Annotated in this window: 10 protein-coding genes; 3 read left to right on the top strand and 7 right to left on the bottom strand. The window is 49.9% G+C overall.

Going from position 1 to position 14,282, the window contains the following annotated elements:
* Window positions 1-432, top strand: a complete 432-nt coding sequence (rpiB, locus tag ACYIA1_RS03785) for a ribose 5-phosphate isomerase B (RefSeq protein ID WP_005866347.1) — start codon at window positions 1-3, stop codon at window positions 430-432.
* Between the two features lie 142 nt (window positions 433-574).
* Here the strand turns inward: rpiB and ACYIA1_RS03780 are convergent, their stop codons facing one another.
* The 4 genes from ACYIA1_RS03780 to ACYIA1_RS03765 form a co-directional block, all read right to left on the bottom strand.
* On the bottom strand, window positions 575-2,152 hold the full coding sequence (locus ACYIA1_RS03780; protein WP_480334427.1) for a carboxylase: 1,578 nt from the start codon (window positions 2,150-2,152) through the stop codon (window positions 575-577).
* 106 nt (window positions 2,153-2,258) lie between these two features.
* On the bottom strand, window positions 2,259-3,179 hold the full coding sequence (locus ACYIA1_RS03775) for an endonuclease/exonuclease/phosphatase family protein (RefSeq protein WP_480334425.1): 921 nt from the start codon (window positions 3,177-3,179) through the stop codon (window positions 2,259-2,261).
* 82 nt (window positions 3,180-3,261) lie between these two features.
* Entirely contained in the window at window positions 3,262-4,305 is a 1,044-nt protein-coding gene (locus ACYIA1_RS03770) for a helix-turn-helix domain-containing protein (RefSeq protein ID WP_480334423.1), read from the bottom strand.
* Window positions 4,302-5,489 (bottom strand): AraC family transcriptional regulator, encoded by a 1,188-nt coding sequence (locus ACYIA1_RS03765; RefSeq protein WP_480334421.1) that lies wholly within the window; start codon window positions 5,487-5,489, stop codon window positions 4,302-4,304. Before ACYIA1_RS03765 ends, ACYIA1_RS03770 begins: the two co-directional genes overlap by 4 nt.
* A gap of 200 nt (window positions 5,490-5,689) precedes the next feature.
* On the opposite strand from ACYIA1_RS03765, the gene ACYIA1_RS03760 reads away from it, so the two are divergent.
* Window positions 5,690-8,626 carry an InlB B-repeat-containing protein gene (locus ACYIA1_RS03760; RefSeq protein ID WP_480334419.1) on the top strand — a complete coding sequence of 979 codons (2,937 nt, stop codon included), beginning with the start codon at window positions 5,690-5,692 and terminating at the stop codon, window positions 8,624-8,626.
* Between the two features lie 62 nt (window positions 8,627-8,688).
* Here the strand turns inward: ACYIA1_RS03760 and ACYIA1_RS03755 are convergent, their stop codons facing one another.
* Window positions 8,689-9,621 (bottom strand): alkaline phosphatase family protein, encoded by a 933-nt coding sequence (locus ACYIA1_RS03755; RefSeq protein ID WP_347172716.1) that lies wholly within the window; start codon window positions 9,619-9,621, stop codon window positions 8,689-8,691.
* A gap of 134 nt (window positions 9,622-9,755) precedes the next feature.
* Here ACYIA1_RS03755 and ACYIA1_RS03750 point away from each other — a divergent pair, with 134 nt between their 5' ends.
* Window positions 9,756-10,847 (top strand): glycoside hydrolase family 76 protein, encoded by a 1,092-nt coding sequence (locus ACYIA1_RS03750; protein WP_057329147.1) that lies wholly within the window; start codon window positions 9,756-9,758, stop codon window positions 10,845-10,847.
* Between the two features lie 396 nt (window positions 10,848-11,243).
* Here ACYIA1_RS03750 and ACYIA1_RS03745 read toward each other — a convergent pair whose 3' ends face one another.
* Together ACYIA1_RS03745 and ACYIA1_RS03740 are read right to left on the bottom strand one after the other, a co-directional pair.
* On the bottom strand, window positions 11,244-12,818 hold the full coding sequence (locus ACYIA1_RS03745; protein ID WP_196009171.1) for a sulfatase family protein: 1,575 nt from the start codon (window positions 12,816-12,818) through the stop codon (window positions 11,244-11,246).
* Window positions 12,815-14,245 carry a sulfatase family protein gene (locus ACYIA1_RS03740; protein ID WP_195205259.1) on the bottom strand — a complete coding sequence of 477 codons (1,431 nt, stop codon included), beginning with the start codon at window positions 14,243-14,245 and terminating at the stop codon, window positions 12,815-12,817. The genes ACYIA1_RS03745 and ACYIA1_RS03740 overlap by 4 nt, the downstream gene beginning before the upstream one ends.
* Window positions 14,246-14,282: the final 37 nt, after the last annotated feature.

Raw genomic sequence — 14,282 nt, 5'->3', positions numbered from 1 at the left:
ATGGGTATAGTAGGTTTGTGTAGCGATCACGCTGGTTTTGAGTTAAAAGAATATATAAAGACAATCCTCGATGAAAGGGGATTGTCTTATAAAGATTTTGGAACTTATTCCTCTGACAGTTGCGATTATCCGGATTTCGCCCATCTGATGGGCAAGGCCGTAGAAGCTGGCGAGGTTTATCCGGGAATAGCTGTCTGCGGTACAGGGAATGGCATTAGTATGACCTTGAACAAACATCGGGGTGTCCGTGCCGCCTTATGCTGGCGAGAGGATATCGCGAAACTGGCACGTGAGCATAACGACGCGAACGTGTTATCAATGCCCGGTCGTTTTATCAGCAAGGAAGAGGCTAAGAAAATCGTTGAGATATTCTTGGATACACCTTTTGAGGGTGGTCGCCACCAACGTCGTATAGACAAGATCCCTTTGTAAAGTCCGCGAAAAAGTCACTTTATAAAATAAAGAAGGCTCTCCCATGGTTCGCTTACCATTCGGAGAGCCTTTTCGTATCACCGTTTAAACGGCAACGTACATATAATAGATGACGGATGCCAAATTTGAAGACTTTCTACTATTAAACATTCGATCTCGCTTTTTGTTCTTTCCATTTAGTTAAAAATGTACGGGCTACCGTCGGGAATAACTCCAGCAACAGTATTTCTTTCTCATTCTCAGCCAATAACACATCCAAATCCTCCAATACAGGATTCTCTTGCATCACGTAATGGGAACCGTCGTAAGGCACCTCATTTTGTACGCCGGTGATTTTCAACCGAAACGCCGGATCTACCGGAATCGGCGTCTTGCCATACTCTCCTTTTACCAAGGCGATAAACTGGTTGGAAGGATTACTATACATCGGGCGGCCTTTCAGCTCATCCAGCGCACAGGAAACCGCTTGCGCCCCGATAATCTGGCTCGTAGGCGTCACCAACGGAGGCAAGCCGGCATCCATCCGTACTTGCGGAATGAGCGACATCGCCTTCTCCAACAAGTCGATCTGCCCCAATTGCTTCAACTGGGCAACCATATTTGTGTACATACCTCCCGGGATCTGCGCTTTTTTCACCAACTCGTTCGGCTCGGGGAAATCAAAATACTCCTCGATCGCACGGCAATAAAGCAGCAAATCGTCCTCCTTATCTTTCCGAGCGGCCTCGATGGCATCGTTGAAGAAGCGGTCGATCTCGGCGGGGAAACTATCCTCTACGGGATTAAAGGGCCTCGGGAATTTCTTAGCGGTATCGAACGAGGAAAGTTCCTTGCGGATCGTCAATAACTCCTTGTTGATCTTAGCGATCGCATCCATATCAAGATCTAGCTCGATACCCAATTTCTTGCAGAAGATATAGACCAGCTCCACGGCGGGAGCGGCCGGTCCTCCGGCGAAGTTCCAGATATTCGTATCAACGATGTCCACCCCATTGATAATGGCGGATACGACCGACGCCAATCCGTAACCGGGCGTACAATGCGTATGGAAATCCACCGGTACCTTCAGGCTCTTCTTGAACAATCGCACCAATTCCGCCGTACGAGCCGGAGGTATCAAACCACTCATATCCTTCAGGGTGATCATATCAGCGCCCAGCGACTCCAGTTGAAGAGCCTTGTTTAAGAAATACTCATTCGTAAAAACAGGCTTATGCAAGGGCCGTCCATGCAAGGCGGCTTTTATACGTTCAACCGGGGAATGGTGAGGATCTATCGTATAACAGATGGCACAGTCAGCCTTTCCCCCGAATTTCTTCACATAACGGATCGTGGATTTCACGTTATCCACGTCGTTCAAAGCATCGAAAATACGCATGATATCGATACCGGAACGAATCGAGTTCCGGCAAAAGCCTTCTATAATCTCGTCGGGATAAGGATTATAACCGAATAAATTACGCCCACGGGAAAGAGCGGATAGCTTGGAGGAATTACCTATTTTCTCTTTGATGATCTCTAAACGATCCCACGGATTCTCACCTAAATAACGCATCACGGAATCGGGAACCGCCCCACCCCATACTTCCATGGCGTAAAAGCCTGCGTCTTTGTAGTAAGGAAGTACACGGTCTATTTGCGTTTGAGACATTCTTGTAGCGAATGCCGATTGCTGACCATCGCGAAGAGTCAAATCACGAATCAATAATTTACGTATCATACCAAATTTGTTTAGATCGTTTTAGTCAATATTCTGATTATATAACAGGATCTAAACAAATTTGATAAAGATTACGGGGTTAATAATAACCAATTTTTCTAAAACCTCAGTCTTTTACTTCCACAACGATCATTACGGGAAAGTGGTCGGAAGGGGTACGGGCCTCATATTTACTCAATGACACCTCTTTCGGGAAATTACCGTTTTGCTCCTTCTGGGCGCTTTCTTTCACCTCGGAGCGATAGGTATCCGTTAAGATTCCATACTTCTTCACCTCAAACTCCTTGGTCAAGAAAAGATGGTCGATACGGCTATCGGTCTTGCGGTCCGGATGGAAACCGTTGAAGGTACCATTCGGGGCATAGCGGAAATCTGCGATCTCATAAGAGTCACGCATGATACCGGAACCATCTAACAACTGATAGGACTCACTTGTTTGGTCCACGTTGAAATCTCCGGTAAGGATAGCGGGAAGTTTCTTGGGGAACTCCTTGATCTTCTCCAAGATCAGCTTGGCGCTCTCGGCACGTGCCTGTACGCCTACATGGTCCATGTGAAGGTTGAAGAACAAGAAAGTGAAACCGGTTTGCTTATCCCGGAACTCACCCCACGTACAGATACGGGGCAGAACGGCGTCCCAGCCTTTATTCGGACGGTCGGTGATCTCGGATAGCCAGAAATCGCCATGCTCCAAGACCTCGAACTTGTCCGTGCGGTAAAAGATAGCCGAATGCTCTCCCGCCTGCTTACCATCGTCACGTCCCACGCCGATATAATCGTATCCGGGCATGGCTTGCCTCAAGTCCTGCAATTGCGGATATTTGCCCTCTTGGGTTCCAAAGATATCGAACCCGTGAAACTGTACGATCTGGGCGATGTAGGGATAGCGTTGTCCCCTGCCATTACCGTTCGTGGAATCGCTGCCGTTGGCGTTACGCAAATTATAGGTGGCAACTACCATTGTCTCCGCCTGTAACGTCATCAAGGCGCAAAGGATAAAAGCGAAAGTATAAAAGAATTTCTTCATGGTTTATATATTTAAAATGCGTGACAAAGATAACGTTTATACCTCAAAAAACACCTCACCTCGGTTTGCCAAATCGGGGTTATCACTCGAATACTTTCAATAACGCCAGCCTATCCTCCTCCTTTTTCACCCGAAGATAATTCCGGTAACCACTAAAGCCTGCCATAAGTACCAGTTCCATATTAGTCTTGCCTGCATTCGCGGGAGATACCCGCAAGCGGTCGAGAGCCATCAGACGGCAGCGGTTTATCAAGCGACAGAAATTCATGCCATACTCCTTGTTGATAAAAGCCGACAGGTAGCTACGGTTGGTACTTAGCCCGGCGGCGAGGTCGGTGATCCGCAACTTGGGGTCCAGATAAGGTTTCTTCTCACGTAGGTAGCGTTCTAGGCGTTTACGGTCTAGAGCCGGGAGATTGGGAGGCATATCCTCCACTTTCAACGCCTCGGGCTGGACGATGAGATAATTCTTGTCGAGCATGTTATAACAGAGCATCATATAAAACACGAACGTTGGCAACACCCCCAGCCACACGAAATAGGAAGAGGAGAAAGTCTCCATATCGAGCAACAATCCCGCCAGCGGAACGGGTACGCAAGCCAAGATAAAAACTTGCACGGCCGCCAGCCAATCCAAGGAGATACGCTGCGCCTCCGACGAGTAATCTACGATGAACCGCCTGTAACGGTATATGTTCCGGAGGTTTAGCGCCGGGTAAAGCGTATTGTAGATAAAAAACACGAGACTTACCAGTATACCGCCTTCGAACGAGGCCCCCATAAGGAAGACAGGCACCACCCAGTGCCATCGATTCAGTCTCCGCCGCTCGCCGGTATCCGTTATCATGGATACCACCCAGAAAAACATCACCTGATCCAACATCAACGTCAATAAAAAGACGGGATGGTAATACGAGAAAGCGCACGGGGCGACCGAATAAAGCACCAACCCGAGCCAACCCAGCGACGTCACCAAGTAAGTCAGCGCCAAGAGCGCCCTCAACCGCCTTTCCTGCCCGCCCCTTCCGTACCGGCAGGCGTCCAGCAACATCAATACCATACATACCATGGCGCAGACGATGGGAAGGCTGAAAGCGAAAGCCTCCATAAGACCAAGGCTCATCATGCCGTGCCTCCTTCCTCCTTGGGCTCCCGCTTCCCGGCGGCCGCTTCCCGCTCGATGGCGACGGCACGGGAATAGGTACGGAAATCCTTGAAACCTACCTGCCCGATCAGCGAGCTCACGCTCTTGCCTTGGTTGGCGGGATGCGAGCGGAGCCTATCCAACTCCCTCAAGCGGAAACGGTTCAGGTAACGATTGAAGTTCATGCTATACGTCTGGTTGATAAAGGCAGATAGCACCGTGCGGTTCACGTCCAAGTCCTCCACCAGATCAGTCATCTTATAACCCGGCCTCAAAAAAGGCTTGTGTTCCCGGAAAAAACGCTCGAAACGTCTCTGGGTCAATTTCCCGGAATGGCTACGGCGGAGGCGCACGTCTCCCGCATCCGTTTCCCCGGAGGAAGAAGGCGGGGATTCACGGCGCAAGACGTAGAGGCAGTATTCCCGCCGTATGACATGGTACGATAGCAAAACGTGTTGGAGGGCGATGCCGCAAGACACGACTGCCGTCCAAAGGGAATAGTAGAACCGGCTCCGTGGTATGAACGTAGGCAGGACCGATGAGAGCAGCGAGGCGATGGACACACCTACCAAGAAGATCACCCAGCCCGCCGGCCCGCGAACCAGCGTATCCTTCCCTCTCGCCCTCTTATAATAAGATACCAGCAGCGCCAGCGTAAGGATATAATACAAGAGGCCAAAAACAACCCTCAGCAGGGGCTTGAGGGTAAAAAAGCGGGTATACCACTCGTACCCTGCGGGAATCACCTCCGCTTTCCCCCTCACGATCTCCAGCCGCACGTCGAAAGGCACGAAGCACGACCAGACCAACATCGCCAGCGCCAGCAGCCCGGGTACGAGATAATGGAGAGGCGGGAATTCCTCCGGCTCGCCCAGCCTCGTGAGGAAACGGACGATCCGGTAGAAGAAGATAGACGGCAAGACGAAACAAAGCAGGCAAACCACGTTGAGCCGGACAAACAACGAGGGATAAAACTGATAGCAAAACGTGACCAACCACCCGGTAGCCGAGACAGATAGGTAAACCAGCAATATCCTCTTCAAGTCACGCTCCTCCCGAGACAGGCAATCCTGCAAGGAAAGCCCCACCACCATCCCGCAAGACACGGCGGAATAGACGGGTACCAATACCATGATAGAGATCATATAAACAGTCAGGATATCCATGCCCCAAATATATCGCTTTTTTATCAAGGCCTGCCGCTTTTTGATAGAAAAGAGACATTTTTACCTTTTTGCGCGTGAATTACGATCTGTCCTATCAATAAAATCAGCTAATTACGATTTGTCCTAATAGATTCGGACGGATTGTCATGCGGGAAACCCGCTCCCTCCCATATCTTAGCGGCAACTAAAATACGAACATCATGAAAGAACAAATCATCCTAACAACAGGCGTCTTACTATTCCTTTCGCTCGTATCGGCATGGGGGCAAGGGACAAGCACAATAGATATAGATCTTAGTGACGATAGCCATAAAGGGGGAATTACCATTAGTCAAGACAATAGCGTATATCGTATTCACGGTACGTATGATGTCCAAAAACAAGGATTGCCATCACAAGAAACCGGATACGGCACAACAGATCAGAATAAATCGAAAGCCGTTATTGTGGTCGCCAGTGGCATACAGGTAAAGATCACGCTGGAGAATGTAAACATCGAGAATCTCCAAGAAGACGAACCTTATTGCGCCTTATACGCCGATGGAGCCAAGAAAGTAGAATTGACCCTAGCCGGAGATAACAGCTTAGCAGGTGGCCATGACCTACCCGCCATTTGCGCGCCTACAGGCGATGGTACCGAGCTTATAATAAAAGGTAAAGGAAAACTAACGGTCAAAGGAGGAAATGAAGCCGCCGGAATAGGCTCACGATACAGTAAAGATGCGAAAGGAACCATCACGATCGAGAACGGTACCATCATTGCCCATGGGAAAGGATATGGAGCCGGTATCGGAACAAGTGCTAATTCCAATGGTGGAACCGTCCGGATCAAAGACGGGAATATCACCGCCACAGGGGGTGATTCCGGGCCGGGTATCGGGGTATCGGGGACTCCCGCTCATGCTAATCCACCCATAACTTCCGGAACGATAGAGATCAGCGGGGGAATCGTAAATGCCACCGGATATAACGGTATGGGCGCAGGGGAAGGAAAGGTAGGGGAAACAGTCACGATAAGCGGGGGGATCATCTCCGCTATAACGAATAAAGATGGAGGCAAAGCTATAAACGCGTCATCTTATGTCCTCCCCTCCGGTCAGAATAGCGCTATCATATTTCTAAAGGAATATAATTATAGTAGCATTGAGGGTAGCATCAAGGGTAGCATGATAGATGGCAACAACGTCGACATTACCCACTATACCATCGACCGGGATTACGAGATACCGCCCGGCTATACACTCCATATAAGAAGGAAACAGACATTGACGATCGCCGATGGCGTAACCCTCACCAATGAAGGGACGATCAGCAATGAAGATAGTGGAACCATCGACGGCAACGGAACGATAGAGAACAATGAGGATCTCAAGAGTGACAATACCAATATCAAGGTTCAGCTTAATGGTCAGAAGATAAAGTACAAAGTGAACTTTCAAACCAATTATCCCATCGACGACGGCACTAATAGCACAGAATACCTATCAGAAACTGACGCATTAAGGCCAGGTGAGCTCACCTATACATATTACACCCTAGTAGAAGGCTGGTACGACGATAGAGAAGGCGGGAATCAAATAACCAAGATCACCGGGCCTATGACCCTCTACGCCCATTGGACAGAGAACCTGATCAAGACCACCGCCTCCCCGGCCACGCTGGAAGGGACGTACGCCACGCCACTGGAGCCGAATGAGCTTTATGACCTGTCCGGGCTCCTCGCTCCCGATACCTACGGCGATAAGTCCGACTATAAGTTCGAAATCGACGGTGCAGCTTATGGCCTGACGGTAAACAATGATAACAAGCTATGCGGTTCCCCCAACAAGGCTACCGCAACATCCGGGGATACGATACGCATTGCCATCAGCCATGTCAACTGCAAGAAGGATACCGTAAACATCCCGATAACGATCCACCCGAGAACACTCACCGTCACCCCGCAGGCCGACCAAATACTGTATAAAGGCGAGACCCCGGAATATGACACAAGCGGAGAAGCCACAGGAGAAACAGCAGCCTTCTCCGGGCAACTGGCCATAGACTCCCCAACCAACCTTATCATTCCGGGAGATCTCAAGCTAATAGATAACGGCAAGTTCCTAGCGTCCAACTACAAGCTGGAACTCACGCCGGATATCCCATGTACCTATACCGACAAGCTACCGGAAGAGGCCCGTGTAGAACTTGGTGGCGACAAGAAGGGGGAATGGTATGCCGGAGCCGTTACCTTCTCCGCTCCCCCCGGTTTCACCATCAAGCTGAAAGAAGCGGAAGAGACTGGCATACAAACCAAAGCGATTAGCGGGCTAATCGCTTCCGGCGAAGTCTTCGCCGCCTCCTTCACCTTCAGCCAAGAGGGAACCTTCGACGTGACCTACCTGCTCAAACGTGACGCCCCTTATACGCGAGAGTACGAGTATAAGGCCACGGATATCCGCCTCGACCTCAACGCCCCAACCGTAACCGTCTCCACCAATAACCTCGGCTATACCCTCACCGCCACCGATGGCAAGGGCAGCGGCGTAGCTTCCGTCCTCATCAACGGTACTTCCGTGCAGCTCACCTCCGACCGCTATGACGGTTCCGGAAGCGAGGGCCTCCATACCTACAAGGTGACGGACCACGCGGGGCACGAGAGCGCGGGCACGTTCAGCCTTGCCACTCCGCCCCCGGTATACACGGTCGTAATCCCCGAGACCGCAAATGCGACCCTCACCCCCTCTCCCGGTACCTATTACTATGAGGAGGGTGATCAATTCCTCCTCTACCTTGAGCTAGACTCGGCCTACAGCCAGTCTACCCCCGTGGTAAAGGCGAACGGCCGGGCGATCACCCCCAACCGGGACGGCAGCTACACGATAGCCGTCTACGAAGATATCCGGATCACGATAGAGGATATCATCGTATCCACCGCCCGGATCACCGACAACAAGAGCCGTATCCGCTCCTCCGGCGGTACACTCTACATCGACACCTCCGCCCCGCTCGACGTATCGATAACGACAATGGCCGGAAAGCTGATCCGCCATTCTGCCCTCCCCGCCGGTAGCAACCACTTGTACGGCCTGCCGGCCGGCTTCTACGTCGTGAGGCTATCCGACGGCACGACAGCCAAGGTAGGAATCGCCCGGTAATAAGCCAAAACGCCCCGGAAAGAATCAATCCTTCCGGGGCGTTCCTGTATTCCAAGGTTTGCCTAATCTGAGAACGCAGACATGATCGGGCGGGCGATCCACACTTGCGGCTGGGGTACATCCAAGAGGTAAGCTATCGTGCCGGCGATATCATATACCATCGTACTCTCCGGGATCTTGAAGCCTTTCTTTACGTTCTTTCCATAGAAAACGATCGGGGTTTGCATCTCGTTCATCGTCTTGCCACCGTGACCGGTCTCGATACCGCCGTGGTCGGCCGTCAGTATAACCACCGTATCATCCATGATACCCGCCTCACGAACGGCGTCCATCACTTGCGTCAAGCAACTGTCCAAATGATTCACCATCGCAAAATACTCCGGGGAACTCCATCCCTTGCCATGTCCGGTACCATCCGGCTGATCGTATATGATCGCGCAAAGATTCGGCTTCTTCTCCTTGATATACTGAACGGCTACCGGGGTACATCCGTTCGGGTTCTCAGCCGACATCGGGGCATGCTTACGGAAGCTCATGGCCAAGGTATCCACCAGATAATTCATGCCTTCCCACTCATAGATATAGCCGATCTCGGCTTCGGGAGCCTTATCCCGGTACAGGCCGAAGATATTCGGGAAACGGTTGTCGCTATTCACGACACGCGAAGGAAGCTCCGGCGTACGAGATCCCCACTCCGTATATCCGTGCAACTCCGGTCCCGCTCCCATAAACATGGAAGCCCAATTACAAGCACTCGACGAAGGCAGGATCGAACGATTCTCTAACGTGGAGGCGCCTTCCGCCATCATCTTACGGAAAGTAGGCATATCCGCCCCATTATTCAAGCAATGGGCGCTCAAGCCGTCGAAACCGATCAAGATTACATGCTTTGGCAGATTCTTCTCTTTCAAAGGCGCTTGCTGAGGTGCCGTATTACAGGCGCTCAGGCAGTATGCGATTACCGCACAACAAATAAATAAGATTTGCTTTTTCATCTTACCGTGTTTTTCTTTTATGATTAATATTGAAGTATCTTAGATTCCGTCAGACAAAGGTACAAAGTTTAACTAAAGTTCAAAAAGATCATTTATCTTTGTGGCTTAATCTAATCTTATTTTCATAAATACGTATGTACAAACATTTCCTGACAAGCGTATTGCTTGTATTTTTCATGCTATCCTGTAGCAAACCTTCCCCTTTTGAGGGAAAGATGCGAGAAAGCGTACAAACCTCCCTAAGCTGGAGAAACGACACGACCGGTATCTGGGAAACAGCCGGCTGGTGGAACTCGGCGAACGTATTGACCGCCACCATTCGCTACGGCGCCGTAACCAAAGATCCGGCCATCCCATCTGTCATAGAGGATGTATTCGAGAAAGCCCGTCATTACCAAGTAGGCGTAGACTCAACCGGTACTCCCCGTTATTGCGACAACTTCATCAATGATTATTACGATGACGAGGGTTGGTGGGCATTGGCATGGATCGAGGCCTCCAAACTGACCGGAGAGAAAAAGTACCTAGATATGGCCGAGATCATATTCGATGATATGACAACTGGCTGGAGCGACGCTTGCGGAGGTGGCATCTTCTGGAAAAAGAACCCTTTGCATTACAAGAACTCCATAGCGAACAACCTGTTCTCCCTGACAGCTATCCGATTATATAAAGCGACCCAAAATCCGGCGTATCTCGACTGGTTCAAGAAGAACGTGGATTGGTATACGCAAACCGGCATGATCAATACGGACATCTACCAAATCGAGGACGGCACGAAAGACGATTGTACCCCCAACCGCAACGCCCACTACACGTATAACCAAGGCGTAGCCATCGCTGTCTTAGCCGAGATGTATCTCCAAACCAACGATAAATCTTACTTGGAGCTAGCGGAAAAGATCGCCGACGCTACCATTACCACGCAATTGGTAACCGACGAGGGTATACTTCGTGAGATGAAGCCCGAGATCGATGATAGCAACGACGGTGTCCAATTTAAGGGTATCTTCATCCGTCATTTAGCCTTCCTGTATGAAGTGACAAAGAATCCGGCTTATAAAGATTTCATCTTGAAAAACGCAGAATCCATCATCACGAAAGATTATGACCCCACATCCAAAAGCTTCGGTTGTTATTGGTACGGCCCTTTCCACAAGGAAAGCTCGGCAGCAAACGCCTGCGCTTTGGAGTGCGTGATAGAGGCTTATGAGTTAACGAAATAGGTATCCGGGGAGACGCAGCTTGTCATTATTCACACAGCCAGCGGGCGATATTCCGCTCTGGCTCCCCCGGAGCTGGAACGGATGTCACGTACAGCTCTGGCTCATTGACAAAAAAACAGGACGGCGGACATCTCCGCCGTCCCGCCCAAAAGAGACAGCCTTATCTCTGTTTGTATTCATGTCAAGGTTGGTTGTTTACTGATAACGGGGCCACATAAACCCTGTTTTTCATATCGTGCACAAACATAAGACTTCTTTTTCACAAAAGAACAAATTCCTTCTTCTTTCTAGAAATACATGCTTTATAACATACCACACTCCCTCTCGGTTGCTAGCGTGGACTTCTATTACAAAGGATAGGCGACGCAGCACGCTACGTCTCCCTCCGCTTTCTTTTTACCAATAATAGGTATCCATAATCTCCTTCATCCTAGGGGTATTCGTGTCCTCATCCTTAACATCTTTCCGCAGCTTCAGCATCTCCTCCTTCATTTGCCGGATGATCTTGGCGCATTGGGGATCGTTGTAAGCGTTGTGATTCTCACGAGGATCGGATTGAAGGTCGTAAAACTCCCATGCTGGTGTCGTGGTCTTATCCTCCGAACCAGTCATATTCAGACGGTCGCCATAGAAAAACATCAGTTTATACCGCTCATTACGGATACCCATATGGGCCGGACGGTTCGAATGTTGGGTCCAATAACGATAATACATCTCCTTACGCCAATCCTTTGGGGTATTTCCTTTCAGATTATCGCGAAAACTATGGCCCTGCGATTCTTTCGGGGTCTTCACGCCTGCGTAATCCGCCAGCAAAGAGGCAAAATCCACGTTCAAGATTATATCCTTATTGCGGGTCCCCGCCGGGATCTCTTTCGGGTAACGGATCACGAAAGGCATACGTAGAGACTCCTCATACATCATACGCTTATCGAAGAAACCATGCTCTCCTAAAAAATAACCTTGGTCGGATACGTACACCACGATCGTATTATCGGCGATTCCCATATCGTCCAGCGCTTTCAATAACTTCCCGATATTATCGTCGATCGTAGCCCCGCAACGCAAATAGTCGCGCACCAATTTCTGGTAAGCGCCGCTACGGGCGGCAGATCGATGCATGCCCTTCGTCGTAAAAGGCAACTCCGGATACCGGCACCACCATTTATCAGGGTCTTGCGACGCCACGTCCCAACGACGGGCCAACTCCTCCAAAGGCTGTCCGGAGAAGGTACGTCCATTCGTCTCCGGCCCCCAATCAAATAAGTTTTCCGGTTCCGGGAAAACAACGCCGTCATATAAATGCCTCATCCGTTCCGGAAAATCCCAAGGTTCGTGTGTAGCCTTGAAATGACAACACATCATGAAAGGCCGGTCCTTATCGGCCTCTTTCATCCAACGGATCGCCTTATCCGTCACGATATCCGTGGAGAAACCTCGTACCCGCTCCCCGAAATTACGCTCACCCGGCCAAGGTTCCGTACAATTTATAAAAGTAGGGTCTCGGTACTCGCCTTGGTCATGAAACACGGAATAAAAGTCGAAACCTTGCGGTTGCGTTTTCAGATGCCATTTACCGACCAAAGCGGTCTGATAGCCTCCCGCCCGCATTTGCTTGGCGATATTATCCTGCTCCGGATCAAAAGAATCACTTAACGTGTAGACACCGTTCACGTGACTATAGGCTCCGGTCAAGATCGCCGCACGACTCGGAGAAGAGATCGAGTTCGTACAAAAACAATTATCCAATACGCAACCCTCCGCAGCCAAGCGACGGATATTCTCGTTGCGGGCATATTCCCCCAACACCCCCCCGTAAATGCCCCAAGACTGGGAAGTATGATCATCCGAAAGGATAAACAAGATATTAGGACGTTCCTCTTGCACTGGTTTATCGGCGGCAAAGAGGAACTGCCCGTTTCCCGAAAGACAACAGGCAGTCATTCCGATACTTATGATCGATTGTTTCATAGGTCATGACGTTTTTTCCCTTGTACTAGGCCCGGTTCCCTACGCTCCGTTCCCTTTACGCGCGTTAGGTTATCCCCTAACTCATGACGTTTCAGGTCGGCGATCTTCATCAACTTCGCAGCTTCCTCAGGATACTGGGTGATCACGTTATAACGCTCTCCCGGATCACGGCGCAAGTCATACATCTCAGGTTTCATGATCTCCAGATTCGTCAACTTACCCGGCTGGCCGTCGTTTCCCGGCTCATAAGCCCCGTAAGTAACGTATTTATGAGGGAATACCAGCTTAAACATACCGTCCGTGACAGCCTCCAAGTCATTCTTGTTATAATAATAGACAAAGGATTCACGAGGATTCGCGTCTTTCTTGCCCTCTATCAATGATAAGATACTAACGCCATCAATCTTGCGAGTAGGCAGCGGGGCCTGCGTGATCTCGGCGAACGTAGGAAGAAGGTCGATATTAGAAGCTAACTTATTACAAGTCGTGCCCGGTAACGTCTTACCTTTCCAGTACATGATACAAGGAACCCGGTTACCACCATCAAAGGTCGTAGCCTTTGCCTCACGTAACCCACCGGCTGAACCGGCATGATTCCCGTAATTGGTCCAAGGGCCATTATCGGAAGTCAAGATCACCAACGTATTATCTTCCAAGCCCAGCTCACGCAATGTCTTGAATATCTCACCTACACTCCAGTCGATCTCCATCATCACGTCGCCATATAAACCCTGCTCGCTCTTTCCCTTGAATTTATCGGAAACGGCCAACGGTACATGGGGCATATTATGGGCCAGATACAAGAAGAAAGGCTTATTCTTATTCTTCTTGATGAAATTAACAGAACGGGTGGTATAATCCGTAGTCAACCGTGTTTGGTCCGTATTATAACCGATAATCTCGTTTCCGTCATAAGTCGGCAAATCCGGGAAATTAAAGACCTCACCTTGTTGCGGGTGGAATGGCCACATATCGTTAGAATACGGCAAACCATAATACTCATCGAAGCCATTTTGCAAGGGAAGAAATTCCTTTTGGCTACCTAAATGCCATTTACCGAAGATAGCGGTACTATATCCTTTCTGTTTCAATACCTCTGCGATCGTCATCTCATCCGGATGGATTCCGTAGTTCGAATCCGGTCCCGGAGCGCCGGCGAAACCGATACGATTCGGATAACAACCGGTCAACAAGCCGGCACGAGACGCTCCACTGATCGGCTGTCCCGCCAAGAAGTGTGTAAAACGAACGCCTTCCGCCGCCATTTTGTCGATATTCGGAGTGGTATATCCGTAAGCCCCATTAAAAGAAAAATCTCCGTAACCCGCATCATCCAAATTAATTAGAACGATATTTGTGTAATCAGCGGCTATGCCTGCCATTGAAAAGGCTGAGGCGGCCGTCAGTAACATTAGTTTATTCTTCATGATATTATTTATTGATATATTGGCTTTGAAGTGCCAT

The sequence above is a fragment of the Parabacteroides sp. KHUB-02 genome, from assembly GCF_056640955.1.
Note: the sequence above shows the minus strand (reverse complement) of the source record. Positions and strands in the feature narration are given on the sequence as shown.

Excerpts from the sequence above, each read along its gene's own strand:
- ACYIA1_RS03770 (WP_480334423.1), bottom strand. The coding sequence starts at position 4,305 with ATGATGAGCCTTGGTCTTATGGAGGCTTTCGCTTTCAGCCTTCCCATC.
- ACYIA1_RS03780 (WP_480334427.1), bottom strand. The coding sequence starts at position 2,152 with ATGATACGTAAATTATTGATTCGTGATTTGACTCTTCGCGATGGTCAG.
- ACYIA1_RS03750 (WP_057329147.1), top strand. The coding sequence starts at position 9,756 with ATGTACAAACATTTCCTGACAAGCGTATTGCTTGTATTTTTCATGCTA.
- ACYIA1_RS03760 (WP_480334419.1), top strand. The coding sequence starts at position 5,690 with ATGAAAGAACAAATCATCCTAACAACAGGCGTCTTACTATTCCTTTCG.
- ACYIA1_RS03745 (WP_196009171.1), bottom strand. The coding sequence starts at position 12,818 with ATGAAACAATCGATCATAAGTATCGGAATGACTGCCTGTTGTCTTTCG.
- ACYIA1_RS03740 (WP_195205259.1), bottom strand. The coding sequence starts at position 14,245 with ATGAAGAATAAACTAATGTTACTGACGGCCGCCTCAGCCTTTTCAATG.
- ACYIA1_RS03755 (WP_347172716.1), bottom strand. The coding sequence starts at position 9,621 with ATGAAAAAGCAAATCTTATTTATTTGTTGTGCGGTAATCGCATACTGC.
- ACYIA1_RS03775 (WP_480334425.1), bottom strand. The coding sequence starts at position 3,179 with ATGAAGAAATTCTTTTATACTTTCGCTTTTATCCTTTGCGCCTTGATG.
- ACYIA1_RS03765 (WP_480334421.1), bottom strand. The coding sequence starts at position 5,489 with ATGGATATCCTGACTGTTTATATGATCTCTATCATGGTATTGGTACCC.
- rpiB (WP_005866347.1), top strand. The coding sequence starts at position 1 with ATGGGTATAGTAGGTTTGTGTAGCGATCACGCTGGTTTTGAGTTAAAA.